Source organism: Caulobacter sp. S45 (genome assembly GCF_009765965.1).
Classification (GTDB): domain Bacteria; phylum Pseudomonadota; class Alphaproteobacteria; order Caulobacterales; family Caulobacteraceae; genus CAHJWH01.
The window spans coordinates 259,584-275,900 of sequence record NZ_LMUL01000010.1; the positions used below are offsets into that span (position 1 = coordinate 259,584).

The following is a 16,317-nucleotide window of genomic DNA, read 5'->3' on the forward strand; positions in this document are numbered from 1 at the left end:
AATCCCACCATTGTTATAGGAATTGAGCGGCGGGCCAGATTTTCTCGGTTTCCGCCGCCCGGCTTCGGCGCGAGCAATGCTGCCTCGGCTCGATCGAGCGCCAGCTTTGGAAGCGACCATGCCAGTATTTGGACCCCTCAGCGTCAGTCGTCAGGGATATGGCGCCATGGGCTTGTCCAGCGTCTACGGGCGCGCCGAAGACGAAGCCTCGATCAAGACCCTGCATAGGGCGATAGACCTCGGCATAACCTTCTTCGACACCGCGACCGGCTATGGATCGGGCCACAACGAGGCGCTTCTGGGCCGGGCCCTGCGGGACCGGCGAGACGGGCTGGTGGTGGCCAGCAAGTTCATCCATCGCCCCCACGGCTCGGACGCGCCGCCGATCCGAGCCCGGGACGCCGTCGAGGCGAGCCTGAAGCGGCTCGGGCTGGATCACATCGACCTCTACTATCTGCACCGGGTCGATCCCTCGATCCCGATCGAGGAGTCCGTCGGCGAGCTCGGCCGGCTGCAGGGCGAGGGCAAGATCGGCGGCGTCGGGGTTTCGGAGGCGAGCGCCGACGGCCTGCGACGCGCCCATGGCGTGCACCCGCTGACCGCCTTGCAGAGCGAATACTCGCTGTGGACCCGCGATGTCGAAGTCGAGATCCTGCCGACGGCGCGCGAGCTTGGAATAGGCTTCGTCGCCTACAGCCCGCTCGGCCGCGGGTTCCTGGCGGGTTCCCAGGTGGTGGACGCCGACGACCGTCGTCACGTCCATCCCCGGTTCAAGCCCGAGGCGGTCGCCGCCAACGGCCGGCGGCGCGAGGTGATCGCGGCCGTGGCGCAGCGGTTGGGCGCGACCACCGCCCAGGTCAGCCTGGCCTGGGTGCTGTCCAAGGGCGTCGTCCCCATTCCCGGCACCCGCCACATCGCCCACCTGGAAGCCAACTGGGCCGCCAACGACCTCGCGCTCGATGCCGCCAGCGCGGCGGAGCTGGAGGCGGCCTTCCCCCTCGGCTCCACCGTGGGTGAGCGCTACCCGGCCGAGCAACTGAAGCTGGTGCCGGCGCAGCCCGTCGCCGCCTGATCCCAGATCGAAATTTCACCAAGAGGATTTGCCATGAGCGCCGTCGAGGCCCTGCGGGGCGACATCCGGGCTGAAGACCCGCACAGCTACGCTCGCATCTCCGTCGATCCGGTCACGCCGGTCATCGGCGCGGAGATTTCCGGCGTCGACCTCAGCCAGCCGCTGGACGCGGAGACGGCGGCGGATATTCGCAAGGCGCTGCACAACTGGCGCGTGGTGTTCTTCCGCGACCAGGATCTCACCAACGATCAGCTGAAGGCGGTGGGACGCGCCTTCGGACCCCTGACCCCGGCCCACCCAATCGCTGAGGGCCTGGACGACCATCCCGAGATCTGGGAGCGGTCGGTGGAGGACTACCGCAAGCGCCGCGTCGCCAACGACGCCGCCCCTCCCAGCCGCCAGCCGCCGCGCGACTACAAGGGCTGGCATATCGACATCACCTTCGTCGCCAATCCGAACCGCTATTCGATCCTCTACGGCGTCGAGATTCCGCGCTTCGGCGGCGACACCCTGTTCGCCAACCTGATCGAGGCCTATGCGGGGCTGTCGCCGGCGATCCGCACCCTGGTCGACGGCCTGCAATCGGTGCACCGCACCAGCAGCTACGACTCCGCAGGGAGCAGCAAGCCCCGGCGCGACGGCCGCTCGCCGGGGCCGTTCGCCTCGCTGCATCCCCTCGTACGGATTCACCCGGAGACGGGCGAGAAGCTGCTGTTCCTCAATCCCGGCACCACCAGCCACATCGTCGGCTTGAAGGAGCGCGAGAGCCAGGCGCTGATCGACCTGCTCTACGGCGAAGTGACCCGGCCGGAATACCAGGTCCGCTTCCACTGGCGGCCCGGCTCGCTGGTGATCTGGGACAACCAGGCGGTCGCCCACGCCGGTCCGATCGACTACGCCCACTTCGACCTGCCCCGCACGGTGCGCCGGATCACCGTCGCCGGCGAGCCGCCGGTCGGCCCCGATGGCTTCGTCTCCCGTCCACTGGACGGCGAACTGTTCAACGTGCTGGGCTGATGCCCCGCCGGGTGGAAACGGGCGAGGCGAGGGGCTTCGCGGGCCTGGCGGTCTTCGTCGCCGTCTCGGTGGCGCTCCTGTTCGCCTTCGCGCCCAACCGGCGACATGGGGGTCCGGGGGTGGGGCTCGCCCTGTCGGCGCCGCTGCCGGACAAGGTCCCGCCCGGGACCACGCTGGTGGTCGGCGATCCGATCACCCAGTGGGTGTTCGAGCGCAACGGCTGGGACAAGCAGCTGCCCTTCACCATCAAATGGGCCCAGATCACCGGCGGCCCGGAGGTCACCGAGGCTTTCCACGCCAGGGCGCTGGATGTCGGCCTGGGGGCCAACGTGCCGCCGATCCACGCCGTCTGGGTCGGCCTGCCGGTGAAGATCATCGCCTTCCGCGAGCGGCGCGATCCGCTGGACCACCCCTCTTATGTGCTGGGGGTTGCGCCCAAGGGCGGGGTGGACAGCCTGGCGGACCTGAAAGGCAAGCGCATCGCCTTCAGCCCAAGCCAGATCCAGAGCGAGATCGTGCTGCAGACCCTTAGGGCCGCGGGGCTGAAGACCAGCGAGGTGAGGCTGGTGGAACTGCCCTCCAGCATCGGCGGGGACGTCTACACCACCTCGCTCGCCAGCAATGTGGTGGACGTGGCGCCGCTCGGCAGTGGGATCATCTCGGAGCGGTATCTGCGCAAGTTCGCCAGCGACGGCGCCAAGACGCTCTCCCATCCGCCCTTTCGCGACGACGCGCTTGTCGCCTACACGCCCGTCGAGGTGCTGCAGAATCCGGCCAAGGCGGCGGCGCTCAAGGTCTTCGTGCGCTATTGGGGCATGGCCCAGGCCTGGGAGCAGGCCCATCCCGACGAGCTGGCCGAAGGCTACTATGTCCGGCAGCAGGGCCTGAAGCTGGCGGACGCCAGGCTGATCCTGAAGGCGGCCGGCGACATCGTCATTCCCCAGGACTGGAGGGGGGCGGTCGCCTACCAGCAGGCGGCGATCGATCTGATGGCGCCCCAGATGGGCCATCCGCGGTTCGACGCCGCCACCCTGTTCGACCACCGCTTCGAGCGGCTGGCGGGCGACGCCGCCAGCACGGAGCTCGGCGAGAGATCTCCGCCACGGACCTCCCCTCCGGCCGACAAGGCAGGTCGATCATGACCATCGATATACGCACCTTGCCGACGATCGAGGCCAACGTCCGGCGGCGACCCGCCGCGCGGACCTCGTCCGCCGTCGCCGAGCGGCGCCGCATCCCTTTGGCGCCCGGCGCGCCGCGAAGGTGGGGCTGGATCATCGGGCCGGCGCTGCTTCTGCTCTACTGGTCGGTGCTGTCGGCCACGGGCTTCCTCGACACGCGCATCCTGCCCGCGCCCTGGACGGCTGTGACCACGGCGGTCGAGCTGATCCGCGAGGGCCGGCTGCAGGAGAACCTTGCGGTGTCCGCCGGACGGGCGGCCGCGGGCCTGGTGTTCGGCGTCGCCGCCGGCGTGCTGCTGGCGCTCGTCTCTGGGCTCAACCGCCTCGGCGGCTATGTGATCGACGGCGTGGTGCAGTTGAAGCGCGGCATCCCGATCCTGGCGGTGATCCCGTTCATGGTGCTGTGGTTCGGGATCGGGGAGGGGATGAAGGTCGCCACCATCGCGATCACCGTCTTCTTCCCGATCTACCTGCACACCCACAGCGCGCTCCGCGCCATCGAGCTGAAGCAGGTGGAGCTGGCCGAGACGCTAAGGCTCAGCCGCTGGCAGTTCGTGCGCCATGTGGTGGTCCCGGCCGCCCTGCCGGGCTTCCTGACCGGCCTGCGGTTCGGCGTGACCTCCGCGTGGCTGGCGCTGGTGGTGGTCGAGCAGCTGAACGCCACCAGCGGCGTCGGCTACATGGTGACGCTGGCGCGCAACTACGCCCAGTCCGACGTGATGCTGGTGGGGCTGGTGGTCTACGCCCTGCTCGGCTTCTGCTCCGACGCCGGCGTCCGCCTGCTGGAAAAGCGCGCGCTCGGCTGGAGAAGGACGTTGGGTCAATGAGCGTCGTGGTCCGCGTGCGCGGCCTGACGCGCCGCTTCGCCGTCAAGGGCGTGCTGAACGGGCTGGACCTCGACATCCACCGGGGCGAGTTCGTCGCCCTGCTCGGTCGCAGCGGTTCGGGCAAGAGCACACTGCTGCGCGCGCTCGCCGATCTCGACCACGAGGCCGAAGGCGAGGGGGAACTGGTCACGCCCTCGCGCCTGTCGGTGGTGTTCCAGGACGCGCGCCTGCTTCCCTGGAAGCGGGTGCTGGACAATGTGATCCTCGGGCTGGAGGGGCCCGACGTGCGGGCGCGCGGCCGCAAGGCCTTGGCCGAGATGGAGCTCGACGGGCTGGAGGACGCCTGGCCGCACGAGCTGTCGGGAGGTCAGCAACAGCGGGTGGCGCTCGCGCGCTCGCTGGTGCGCCAGCCCGACCTGCTGCTGGCCGACGAGCCGTTCGGGGCGCTCGATGCGCTGACCCGCATCCGCATGCATGTGCTGCTGCGCCGCCTGTCCGACCTCTACAACCCCGCGATCCTGCTCGTCACCCACGACGTCGACGAGGCGATCGAGCTGGCCGACCGGGTGGTGGTGCTCGACGGCGGCCGTCTGATCGCCGACGTCCGAGTGGCGCTGCCGCCCGAGGGCGCCCCTCGCCGCGAAGCGTCCGCCGTGCTCCGCGGCCGGTTCCTCGGGCTCCTTGGCGTCGAGACATCCCAAGCCGCCAGCCACGAGAGAATCAAAGCATGACCGGGACACGGAAGCTGCGCCTGGGGGCGTTTTTGCAGGCCACCGGCCACCACGTCGCCGCCTGGCTGCATCCGACGGCGCAGGCGGACGCGGGCCTGAGCCTCGACCACTACAAGGCGCTCGCGCAGACCGCCGAGCGGGGCAAGTTCGATCTCGTCTTCGTGGCCGACAGTCCCGGCGGCTATTCGGATTTCACCGACCCCGAGACCTTCCGCCAGAACGCCAAGGCGGCCTATTTCGAGCCCGTGACGCTCTGGTCGGCGCTGTCGGTCGTGACAAGGCATGTCGGCTTCGTCGCCACCTCCAGCACCACCTACGAAGACCCCTACACCACGGCGCGAAAGTTCGCCTCGCTCGACTGGCTCTCCGGGGGGCGCGCGGGCTGGAACGTGGTCACTACCGGCGTCGACGTCTCGGCCAACTTCAGCCAGACCGAGCACCTCGACCATGCCAGGCGCTACGAGCGCGCGGAAGAGTACATCGACGTGGTCAAGGGCCTGTGGGACACCTACGAGGACGACGCCTTCCTGCGCGATCGCGCCTCGGGCGTTTTCCTCGACACCGGCAAGTTCCACCTGCTGGCCCATGTGGGGCCGCACTTCCAGGTGCGCGGGCCGTTGAACATCGGTCGTCCGCCGCAGGGCTATCCGGTCATCGTACAGGCGGGAGCCTCCGAACCGGGTCGCGAACTCGCCGCGCGGACCGCCGAGGTGATCTTCACCGCCAACTTGGTGATCGAGGACGCGCGCGAGTTCTACGCCGACGTGAAGGCCCGCATGACCCGGTACGGCCGCCGGCCCGACAGTCTCCTGGTCATGCCCGGCATCTTCCCGGTGCTCGGCGGCGACGAGGCCGAGGCCAAGGCCAATTACGAGGAACTTCAAGCGCTTGTGGCTCCCGAGATCGCCTGGTCGATCCTGCGCCGTCACTACCAGGGCATGGACCTTTCCGGCCTTTCCCTCGACGACAAGGCGCCGCCGCCGCCGTCGGACACTAACGGCAGCAAGAGCCGGCTGAAGCTGGTGTCGGACTTGGTCGAGCGGGAGCGCCCCACGCTGCGCCAGCTCTACCGCCAGATTTCCACCGCCCGCGGCCACCTGACCGTCGTCGGCACGCCCGAAACGATCGCCGACACCATCCAGCACTGGTTCGAGACGGGGGCTGCGGACGGCTTCAACCTCATGCCGCCGACCCTGCCGGCGGGGCTCGATGACTTCGTGGACCAGGTGGTTCCGCTGCTCCAGGCGCGAGGCTTGTTCCGCACGGAGTACGAGGGCGCGAGCCTGCGCGAGAACCTCGGGCTGACGCGACCGCCGAACAGCCTGGCGCTGCGCGACGCCCCTCGGGCGGTCAGCGCCTGATCTCGACAAAGCCGGAAGATCAGCCATGAACCAGATCGCTCCCTTCAATATCGCGGACGACATCGATCCTCGCGCCTGGGCGCGCTATCGCCAGGCCGACGGACCCGAGCCGTTAGCGTCGAATGCGACGGTGGACCTGTTGCTGGCGCATCGTTCTGTGCGCGCCTTCACCTCGGCTCCGGTTCCCGACGAGGTCCTGACCACCCTGATCGCGGCGGCTCAGTCGGCGCCGTCGTCGTCCAATCTGCAGGTCTGGTCGGTGGTGGCGGTGCGGGAGCCGGACCGCAAGGCCCGGCTGGCGCAGCTCGCCGGCGGGCAGCGCCAGATCGTGGAGGCGCCGTTGTTGCTGGTCTGGTTGATCGACTTCGATCGGCTGACCCAGCTCGCACGGCTCAGGGGCGTGGAGTGCAAGGCGCTCGACTACCTGGAGACCTTTGTGCTGGGCGCGGTGGACACCTCCCTCGCCGCGCAAAACGCATTGGTGGCCCTGGAATCGTTGGGTTACGGCGGCTGCTACATCGGCGGCATCCGCAATCATCCGGCGGAGGTGGCCGCCGAGCTCGACCTGCCGCCCAAGGTGTTCCCGCTGTTCGGCCTGACCGTGGGGCGGCCCGATCCGGAACGGCCGGCCTCGGTCAAGCCGAGACTGCCGCAGCCAGCCGTGCTGTTCCAGGAAACCTACGGCTGGACGTCGGTCCAGCGCGCCGCCGCGGAAACCTATGGCCCGGCGCTGCGCAGCTTTCAGCGCGAGCAGGGGCTCGCGGAGCGGGACTGGATCGACCAGGCCTGCGCCCGCACCCATGGCCCCGACAGCATGGCGGGACGCCACGTCCTGCGAGAGGTCCTTCAAGATCTCGGTTTCGAGTTGCGGTAGTATAGCTGCCGTGGAGTTGGTGCGGTCTTTCGAATTATAGACCGAATTATTGCGATCTGTGGTGGTGTTTTATATATTCGCATGTATAGATGTTCGTGTTGCAAGATTTTCGGCAGAAAAACTGAAGGCGAGATAAGTTTGTTGTGGTTGTGTCGTTGGCCGCCAGCATCTAATTCCTACCGACCCGAGGGGAATTGGCGAGCTAGTCTGATCGACTGTGTCCGCCACCGGGGACGAGAGGCGGACACACGATGCACTTCAAACGATTGCTACTGGGCACGGCGGCCTTGGGCGCCTGGTGTGCGGCGAGTGGGGTTCAGGCGGCGGACGCGGCTCCGGCTCCCGCTCCCGCTCCCGCAGACAACGTCGCGGCGGCGGGCGCTGCGTCTGCGCCGGCCGCGGCGGTGGACGACGTCGTCGTCACCGCCCGGCGCACGACCGAGAAGGCGCAGGACGTGCCCATCGCCCTGTCGGTGGTGACGCCCAGGACCTTGAACCAGACCGGCGCCTTCACGCTTGAGGACCTGCAAGCCTTGACGCCGAGCTTCACCGCCTATCAGTCAAACCCACGCAACTCCTCGATCGGCATCCGCGGCATCGGCGTGTCCTCAGCCTCGGATGGGCTGGACACCTCGGTCGGCGTCTATGTCGACAATGTCTATCTGGGCCGACCCGGCATGGCGCTGGAAGACCTGATCGACATCGACCAGATCGAAGTGCTCCGCGGGCCGCAGGGAACCTTGTTCGGGCGCAACTCCGCAGCCGGCGTGGTGAACGTCGCCACCAAGAAGCCGAGCTTCGACTATGGGGCCGACGCGGAAGCATCGGTGGGAAATTACGGCTACAACCAGGAACGGTTCAGTATCACCGGCCCGTTGATCGACGGTATACTGGCGTTTCGTCTGACGGCGTTCAACACCGATCGCAACGGCTACCTGCCCAACACCACCACAGGCTCGGCCGGCAACAGCGTCGGGCGCGACGGCGGACGGTTGCAGTTGCTATACACGCCGACTTCGAACCTCAGCGTCAGGTTCATCGGGGAGTTCTCCAACGAGAACGACACCTGCTGCGTGTCCTCGATCAAGACCGTGCTTCCGGGCTCGATCACCTCGGCCACGGCGCGCACCCTGACGGCCTTCGGAGAACTTGGCTATACGCCGGTCGCCAGCCTGAACAGCACAGCCAACAACTCGCCCCAGGACATGCGCACCAATCAGTACGCCCTGTCGACGGAGGTGGATTGGAACCTGGGTTGGGGCAATTTCACCTCGATCTCGGCCGAGCGGTACTGGATGTTCAACCCGCTCCAGGACAGCGACAACACCCCGCTCGACATCATCCAGGTGAACGTCGCCGATACGCACGACTGGCAGTATTCGCAGGAGTTCCGCCTGGCCTCCAATCCGGGTCGCTTCAGCTGGCAGGCGGGCGTCTACCTGTTCGACCAGAACCTGCGCGACCACTACGTCCTCAACCAGTTCGGCAGTCAGGCGGGCGCCTTCTACACCGACTACCTGCGCACCGCGACGCCCTCCGCCGCGGCGGTGTCAATCGGAACCGGCTCCCAGTATATCGGTGATACGCGCGCGGTGACCGACAGCGCCGCCGCGTTCGGCCAAGCCAACTACGAAGTCACCGATAAGCTGACCCTCACGGGTGGCTTGAGATATACCTACGACCACAAGCATGGGATCACCAACACATCCAATGTCGGCACGCCCTATACGGCGACGGCGATTCCATTCGATTACAATGTCAGCGTATCCGACGGGAACGTCTCGTGGCTGGCCAGCGCCTCCTACAAGCTGACCCGCGACAGCCTGGTCTATCTGTCCTACTCCACGGGCTATCAGTCCGCGGGCCTCAACCTGAACGCCTCCGTGGCCAACGGTACGCCCTTGGTGCTGCAACCGGAGAAGGTGAAAGACTGGGAAGTCGGGCTGAAGCAGTCCCTGTTCGAACACCGCGTGACGCTGAACCTCGACGGGTTCTGGACCGATCTGACGGGCCTGCAGGCCAACATCGTTCCGCTCAACGGCGCCAAATCCTATCTGGCCAATGTCGGCAATGTGTTGTCGCGCGGGATCGAGGCGGAACTGACCGTCACCCCGTTCACCGGCTTCACGGTCAGCGCCAATAGCTCCTACAATGACGCCCACTATTCGTCCTACACCAATGCGCCGTGCCCGATCGGAGGCGCCTCGGTCTGCAATCTGACCGGCCGGCCCGTGTACGAGGCGCCGCGCTACATCGCCAACCTGCTCGCCGAATATCGCTTCCATCTGGGCGAGCAACTGCAACCTTACATCGTGGGGCAGTATTCTTATCGATCCTTCGCCTATGGCACAGTGGACGATGGACCCTATACCCGCATCCCGGGGTATCCGCTCTTGAACGCACGGGTTGGCACGACGTTCGGGGACGGCCGATACGACATCGCGGCGTGGGTCGAGAACGGACTGAACAAGATCTACTTCCTCAATCTTAGCACGCTCTCGATCCCCGGCGCCGGCACGTTCGGGAGCGGGGGGCAAATCGGAACGCCTAGAACCTATGGCGTCACCGTGCGTGCGCACTTCTAAGCCGGGCCCAGATCAACGCCGGACGCGCGTAGCGGCTGGAGGATAAACGGGGGTCGCGTCAGTGGGGTGAGCCGGCGGAAGGCGGACTGCCGTGGCGGACCCCCGTGGCGGACCTTCGCGAGAGCAGATTCGTCATTCTGCTCGGATCGAAGGTCTGATAGGCGCCAGGGCGGGGGTCCTTATGCGGAGGGGGGATCAGGCGGCGCCTCCAGAGGCATGGCGACGCGCTTGCGCGACGGTGAGCCAGACGGCCGAAATGAGGAAGTACAAGGCGCCGAACGCCGCATACGGCGCGATATCGGTGATGCCGACGGTTGCGCTTCCGATCGCCTGTTTGATGAAGATGGCGCCGACCAGCGCCGACTGGCCCCCAGCCAGGATCATCGCCCACTGCGCGCCGATCTTCCACCGGCGCACGCCGGTGATGAGCTGGAACAGGCCGGCGAGGATGGCCCAGGACCCGAACACCGCCATCACCGCATGCAGGCCTCGCGTGAGGGCGGCGGCGACCGCGATGGTGGCGAGGGTGCTGATGGCGACATTGAACGCCTGGCTGCGATTGAGCTTCAGCCCGCCGCTGCGCTGGGCGTCGACGAAATTGGCGAGGGCGTCCCAAGCCGGATAGGCGACCAGGAGCGCGGCTGCGGCCGGCGGGGAGCTCTTGCCGACAGTGAAGGCGGCGGCGAACCAGACCACGGCGACCGCGGCGCGGGTGAAGTAATAGGACTTCAGCCAGCCGGACGCTGCGTCGCGCCCTGGCTGCGGGAATGTTTGGCTGTTCATAGCAAAGATCCTGTTTCTGCTGGGATGGCGGGAGCCGGTGAGGGGGCGCCGGACGACGGGTGGGTTCGAGTTCCCGTCGCCCGGCTCGGGATCACTCTCCCTTGGCGGCCTGTTCGATCAGGGCGGCGACCTCTTCGGGGTGCGAGACCGGCGACGCGTGGCTGGACTGCAGCGTCACGGTCGTGGCGTTCATCCGCTTGGCGAAGAAGGCCTCGGCCTGCGGCGGCACCATCAGGTCGTTGGCCGCGATCGCGTAGTAGGTCGGCTTCAGATGCCACGCCGCGACGGTGGCCGGGGCGGCGAAGGCGGCGCCGTTGATCGGACGCTGCTTCTGGGCCAGTTCCTCGCCTTGCGCGGCCGGGATGTCGCCGACGAAGACGTGGGCGTAAGCGGTTGGATCGATGGACAGGAAGCCCTTGGCGTCCGGACGAACCGCCTTCAGGCCCTCGGTCGGCGGTCCGTTGCTCGTGAGCGCCTGCAGCGTTTCTCCCTTGTCGGGCGCGAAGGCCGAGACGTAGACCAAGGCCTTGACCTTGGGGCTGTCGCCGACTTCGCCGATCACCACGCCGCCCCAGGAATGGCCGACCAGGACGGTCGCGCCCTTCTGGGCGTCCAGCACCTGGCGGGTGGCGGCGACGTCGGCGTCCAGCGAGGTCAGCGGGATGTCGACTTCGGCGACCTTGAAGCCCTTGGCGCGCAGGATGTGGGCGACCTTGTCCCAGCTGGACTTGTCGGTGAAGGCGCCGGGCACGAGCACCACATTGTGGGCGGTGGCGGCGGAAGCGGCGATGGGAGCCCCAATCGCGAGAACGGTGGCGAGCGCGGCCCCGACAGCAAGCATCTTCATTGGATTGTCCTTTCAAGACAGCGAGCAGGCCGGAAGATCGGAACATTTCCAACCGAACGGGCCTGGCGTAAAAAGAGCGACTACGGTTTCCTGTAGGAAGTGCGTATTGCCTTGTGGTTGCGCACTCGGTACGGCGTATTGATAGATCCGTCGGGACAATCTGGGCCATGACCGAACAACCGGAAAACTTGACCATTCGTCCGGAAATAGAAATCGGCAGTTCCGCGTCGACCGATCTGCTGTCCCACGTGCTGGCGCAAATCCGTCTCACGGGAGACCGGGTCTATTCCCATGCCCTCGCCCCGGAGGGCCGCTTGGAACTCGAAGCCGGGGCCGCGCACGTCTGCGTCGTGACGCAGGGCGTCCTGCACATCGAGGGCGATGAGCACCAACCGTTGGTCATCGACACGGGCGATCTGGTGATGCTGCCGCATGGCGCGGGCGGCCTGCGATTGGCGGCCTCGGGCGTCCCGGCGACCCTGGTTCTTTGCCGCTTCCGCTTCGATCCGGACAGCCTTCGGGGCATGGTGTCGGCCCTACCCAAATGCATCCATATTCGACGGGCGGAGGGCGCGGGTTGGCTTGAGGGGATCGTGCATTTCCTGATGATCGAGGCCGGCGATATCCAGCCGGGCGCCGCCCTGATGGTCTCCCGGCTGATCGACCTGGTGGTCATCCGCACCTTGCGGACCTGGATTCATCAAGGACCCGCTTCCGGATGGCTGGGCGGCCTTGCCGATGCGCGCATCGCAAGCGCGCTGAAGGCCATTCACGAGCGGCCCATGCAGCGGTGGAGCATCGAGACCCTCGCGGCCATTGCAGGCATGTCCCGCTCCAGCTTTTGCGAGCGTTTCACCGCCTTGGTGGGCCGTTCGCCGCTGCGCTACCACAACGAGTGGCGCCTGGCGCTGGCGCGGGACCTGCTGGCCAAGCGCGACGCGCGGGTCGGCGAAATCGGGCTCAGCATCGGTTACGAGTCGGAGGCCGCCTTCAGTCGCGCCTATAAGACGTTATTCGGCCACTCGCCGCGGGTCGATTACAGATTGCGAAAAGATACTGATCGATAGAGGTGATCCACTCGCCAAATCCATGATCAAACACCAAAGGTGACTATGGATATAGTTCAGTTCTGGCGACGGCCGTCGCCGCCTCGAGCTCCACGATTCCCGTCTTTCTCATTATCCGGATTTCTGCATCACTCCATGAAGGATAATGCAGATTAATCCAGGCGTTCCCCGGGCCCATATCCGACGCGGCGGCGACGGCCCGGAGAGCAGAGATGCAACTGATCACCCACATCTACATGGACGGCCGGTTCGTTGAGCCGCACGGAACCGAACTGTTCGATCTCCATAACCCGGCGACCGGGGAGGTGTTCGGTCGTGTCAGGCTGGGAGATGTCGAGGATACGCGAGCCGCCATCGCCGCCGCGAAACGGGCTTTCCCGTTATGGTCGCGAAGCACGAAGGCGGAGCGCATCGCCCTTTTGCATCGCCTTCACGAAGCGATGGAGGCCAGGAAAGCCGCCCTGCTGGATGCGATCATCCTGGAATACGGCGCCCCCATCTCCCGAGCGGCCTGGATGGCGGCGCACGCATCCAACAGCTTCCTGGACGCAGCGCGCACCCTGGAAGATTTCGACCTGACACAACGGATCGGCACGGCGGAGGTCATCATGGAGCCCGTCGGCGTGGTCGGGTTGATCACACCCTGGAACAGCGACGCCGGCTTCATCTGCAACAAACTCGCCTATGCGCTGGCGGCTGGATGCACGGTGGTGATCAAGCCCAGCGAAATGAGTGCGGCCCAGACGCAGGTCGTGCTTGAAGCGCTGCACGCGGCGGGCGCGCCTGCCGGCCTGTTCAACGTCGTCAATGGACGGGGCGAGGTTGTGGGCGCAGAAATCACCGCAAACCCCGACATATCCAAGATTTCCTTCACCGGCTCGACCGCCGTCGGCAAGGCGATCCTGCGCGCCGCCGCCGACACGCTGAAGCGCGTGACCTTGGAACTCGGCGGCAAGTCGCCCACGGTGATCCTCGACGACGCCGACTTCGCCAAGGCGATTCCTCTGGCGCTCGAGGCCGGCTTCGCGAACAGCGGTCAGGCCTGCATCGCCGGCTCTCGTATCCTCGTGCCGGCCTCGCGGCTCGATGAGGCGATCGCCGCGACGAAGATCGCCCTTGGGAACGTAAGGGCCGGCGACCCGCGCGACGCCGGTACGACCATCGGCCCGATGGTGAGTCAGGCGCAGTACGAGCGGGTCCAGCGCTACATCCGGCGCGGCGTCGAGGCCGGGGCGAGGGTCGTCGCCGGCGGCGAAGGCCATCCCGACGGGCTCGGCGGCTACTTCGTGAGGCCGACCGTCTTCGCCGATGTCACCAACGACATGACGATCGCCAGGGAGGAGATCTTCGGCCCGGTGCTGTGCCTGATGACCTATGAGGACGAGGCGCAAGCCATTTCGATCGCCAACGACACGACCTATGGGTTGCAGGCCTATGTCATCTCCTCCAACCCGGTGCGGGCGACGGCGGTGGCGCGCCAGCTCGAGGCCGGGCGTGTCGTCATAAACGGCGCGCCGCACGATCCTTCCGTGCCGTTCGGCGGGGTCAAGCAATCGGGCATTGGCCGCGAATACGGCGTCTTCGGGCTGCAAGCCTATCTCGAGCCGAAGGCCCTGCTGGGCGCCCTCCCGATGTAGCGGCTGGGTCGGCAGATCGGCAGATCGGCGGTATAGTCGTCCTGCAGCGGTCAAAGATTGGAACGGGTCATGAGCGACGAAAACCTCACCAATGCGACGGGGCAGGGCAAGTGCCCCATGGACGGCGGCAAGGTGGACGGTAACGCCGTCCTCTTCGAAATGACCAACCGGCTGTGGTGGCCGAACCAGCTCGATCTGTCGGTCCTGCATCAGAACCCGCCCGCGGGCGACCCGATGGGCGAGGCGTTCGACTATGCGCAGGCGTTCAAGGGCTTGGATCTACACGCGGTCAAGGCCGACATCTTCGCGTTGATGACCACGTCGCAGCCCTGGTGGCCGGCGGACTTCGGCCACTATGGCCCGCTGTTCATCCGCATGGCGTGGCACAGCGCGGGCACCTACCGTATCGGCGACGGCCGGGGCGGGGCGGGGGCCGGCGCGCAGCGGTTCGCCCCGCTCAACAGCTGGCCCGACAACGCCAACCTCGACAAGGCGCGCCTGCTGCTGTGGCCGATCAAGCAGAAGTACGGTCGCAAGCTGTCCTGGGCGGACCTGCTGATCCTGACCGGCAACTGCGCGCTGGAGTCCATGGGCTTCAAGACCGCCGGGTTCGGCGGTGGGCGCAAGGACGTCTGGGAGCCCGAGAACGACATCAACTGGGGCCCCGAACGCGAGTGGCTGGGCGGGGACAAGCGCTACAGCGGCGAGCGCGACCTGGCCAATCCCCTGGCCGCCGTGCAGATGGGGCTGATCTACGTCAATCCCGAGGGCCCCAATGGCGTGCCCGATCCGCTGGCCTCGGCGCGCGACATCCGCGAGACCTTCGCGCGCATGGCGATGAACGACGAGGAGACCGTCGCCCTGATCGCCGGCGGCCACACCTTCGGCAAGACCCACGGCGCGGCCGACCCGAGCCAGTATGTCGGTCCCGAGCCAGAGGGTGCGCCGATCGAGCAGCAGGGGCTCGGCTGGAAGAACACCTTCGGCGACGGCGCCGGGGTCCACGCCATCACCAGCGGGCTCGAAGTCACCTGGAGCCCGACCCCGACCCAGTGGAGCAACCACTTCTTCGACAACCTGTTCAAGTACGAGTGGGAGCTGACCAAGAGCCCGGCGGGCGCCCACCAGTGGACGCCGAAGGGCTTCGACCCGGCCGACAGCGTGCCGGACGCCCACGACGCCTCCAAGCGCCACGCGCCCGCGATGCTGACCACCGACCTCGCCCTGCGCTTCGATCCTGCCTACGAACAGATCTCGCGGCGCTTCCACGAGCATCCGGATCAGTTCGCCCACGCCTTCGCCGAGGCCTGGTACAAGCTGACCCACCGCGACATGGGTCCCCATGTCCGCCTGCTCGGGCCCGAGGCGCCGCACGAGCCGCGCCTTTGGCAGGACCCGATCCCCGCCGTCGCGCACGCCCTGATCGACGCCGCCGATATCGCGGCGCTGAAGGCGAAGGTCCTGGAGTCCGGGCTATCGATCTCGCGGTTGGTGTCGACCGCCTGGGCCTCGGCCTCGAGCTTCCGCGGTTCGGACAAGCGCGGCGGCGCCAACGGCGCCCGCATCCGCCTGGCGCCGCAGAAGGACTGGGCGGTCAACGAGCCGGGGCAGCTATCGCAGGCCCTGGCCAAGCTGGAGGCGATCCAGGCGGCGTTCAACGGCGCGCAGTCGGGCGGCAAGGCGGTGTCCCTCGCCGACCTGATCGTGCTGGGCGGCTGCGCGGCGGTCGAGGCGGCGGCGAAGAAGGCCGGTCACGCCGTGACGGTTCCGTTCACCCCGGGGCGGGCCGATGCGTCCCAGGAGCAGACCGATATCGACTCCTTCGCGCCGCTCGAGCCCAAGGTCGACGGCTTCCGCAACTATGTCGGCGGCGAACAGGCTTGGTCGGCGGAGGAGATGCTGGTCGACCGCGCGCACCTGCTGACGCTGACCGCGCCCGAGATGACGGTGCTGGTGGGCGGGCTGCGGGTGCTGGGCGCCAATGTCGGCCAGTCCAGGCTCGGCGTCTTCACCGACCGGCCGGAGACCCTGACCAACGACTTCTTCGTCAACCTGCTCAAGACCAGCTTCACGATGAAGTGGGAGGCGTCGGCGGATGGCGACGGGGTGTTCGTGGCCAAGGACCGCGCCACCGGCGAGCAGAGATGGGCCGGGAGCCGGGTCGATCTGATCTTCGGGTCGAACTCCCAGCTTCGCGCGCTGTCGGAGGCCTATGCGACCGACGACGCGGGCCCGGCCTTCGTCGCCGCCTTCGTGGCGGCCTGGACCAAGGTGATGAACCTCGACCGCTTCGATCTCGCCTGACGTTGAGGCCGGTTTCGAAGGGGCGTCCTTC

Annotated in this window: 13 protein-coding genes; 11 read left to right on the forward strand and 2 right to left on the reverse strand. The window is 67.2% G+C overall.

What is annotated here, in order from left to right; translation table 11 throughout:
• Positions 1–166: 166 nt before the first annotated feature.
• The 8 genes from GSQ87_RS05725 (at position 167) to GSQ87_RS05760 (ending at position 9,648) form a co-directional block, all read left to right on the forward strand.
• Positions 167–1,072 carry an aldo/keto reductase gene (locus GSQ87_RS05725; protein WP_254062750.1) on the forward strand — a complete coding sequence of 302 codons (906 nt, stop codon included), beginning with the start codon at positions 167–169 and terminating at the stop codon, positions 1,070–1,072.
• Positions 1,073–1,105: 33 nt separating this feature from the next.
• Positions 1,106–2,089 (forward strand): TauD/TfdA family dioxygenase, encoded by a 984-nt coding sequence (locus GSQ87_RS05730; RefSeq protein ID WP_158914159.1) that lies wholly within the window; start codon positions 1,106–1,108, stop codon positions 2,087–2,089.
• Positions 2,089–3,231, forward strand: coding sequence for an ABC transporter substrate-binding protein (locus GSQ87_RS05735; protein ID WP_158914161.1), 1,143 nt, complete (start codon positions 2,089–2,091; stop codon positions 3,229–3,231). Before GSQ87_RS05730 ends, GSQ87_RS05735 begins: the two co-directional genes overlap by 1 nt.
• Positions 3,228–4,097 carry an ABC transporter permease gene (locus tag GSQ87_RS05740; protein WP_158914163.1) on the forward strand — a complete coding sequence of 290 codons (870 nt, stop codon included), beginning with the start codon at positions 3,228–3,230 and terminating at the stop codon, positions 4,095–4,097. The genes GSQ87_RS05735 and GSQ87_RS05740 overlap by 4 nt, the downstream gene beginning before the upstream one ends.
• Positions 4,094–4,828 (forward strand): ABC transporter ATP-binding protein, encoded by a 735-nt coding sequence (locus tag GSQ87_RS05745; protein ID WP_158914165.1) that lies wholly within the window; start codon positions 4,094–4,096, stop codon positions 4,826–4,828. The genes GSQ87_RS05740 and GSQ87_RS05745 overlap by 4 nt, the downstream gene beginning before the upstream one ends.
• Positions 4,825–6,189: an LLM class flavin-dependent oxidoreductase gene (locus GSQ87_RS05750; RefSeq protein WP_158914167.1), complete on the forward strand. Its 1,365-nt coding sequence runs from the start codon at positions 4,825–4,827 to the stop codon at positions 6,187–6,189. Before GSQ87_RS05745 ends, GSQ87_RS05750 begins: the two co-directional genes overlap by 4 nt.
• 25 nt (positions 6,190–6,214) lie before the next feature.
• Complete coding sequence (locus GSQ87_RS05755) at positions 6,215–7,063, forward strand: nitroreductase family protein (RefSeq protein ID WP_158914169.1); 849 nt, start codon at positions 6,215–6,217, stop codon at positions 7,061–7,063.
• 251 nt (positions 7,064–7,314) lie between these two features.
• Positions 7,315–9,648, forward strand: a complete 2,334-nt coding sequence (locus tag GSQ87_RS05760; RefSeq protein WP_158914171.1) for a TonB-dependent receptor — start codon at positions 7,315–7,317, stop codon at positions 9,646–9,648.
• Positions 9,649–9,843: 195 nt separating this feature from the next.
• On the opposite strand, the gene GSQ87_RS05765 is transcribed toward GSQ87_RS05760, so the two are convergent.
• Positions 9,844–10,431, reverse strand: a complete 588-nt coding sequence (locus GSQ87_RS05765; protein ID WP_158914173.1) for a DUF308 domain-containing protein — start codon at positions 10,429–10,431, stop codon at positions 9,844–9,846.
• A 91-nt stretch (positions 10,432–10,522) separates the two neighbouring features.
• On the reverse strand, positions 10,523–11,278 hold the full coding sequence (locus GSQ87_RS05770) for an alpha/beta fold hydrolase (RefSeq protein WP_174241402.1): 756 nt from the start codon (positions 11,276–11,278) through the stop codon (positions 10,523–10,525).
• Between the two features lie 167 nt (positions 11,279–11,445).
• Between GSQ87_RS05770 and GSQ87_RS05775 the strand changes: the two genes are divergently transcribed.
• The 3 genes from GSQ87_RS05775 to katG all read left to right on the forward strand — a co-directional run bounded on the left by GSQ87_RS05775 (position 11,446) and on the right by katG (position 16,286).
• The gene (locus GSQ87_RS05775; protein ID WP_158914175.1) at positions 11,446–12,345 is read left to right on the forward strand and encodes an AraC family transcriptional regulator; all 900 of its coding nucleotides are present in this window, start codon (positions 11,446–11,448) and stop codon (positions 12,343–12,345) included.
• Between the two features lie 212 nt (positions 12,346–12,557).
• Entirely contained in the window at positions 12,558–13,982 is a 1,425-nt protein-coding gene (locus GSQ87_RS05780) for an aldehyde dehydrogenase family protein (protein WP_158914177.1), read from the forward strand.
• A 69-nt stretch (positions 13,983–14,051) separates the two neighbouring features.
• The gene (katG, locus tag GSQ87_RS05785; RefSeq protein ID WP_158914179.1) at positions 14,052–16,286 is read left to right on the forward strand and encodes a catalase/peroxidase HPI; all 2,235 of its coding nucleotides are present in this window, start codon (positions 14,052–14,054) and stop codon (positions 16,284–16,286) included.
• The last annotated feature ends 31 nt before the right edge of the window (positions 16,287–16,317 follow it).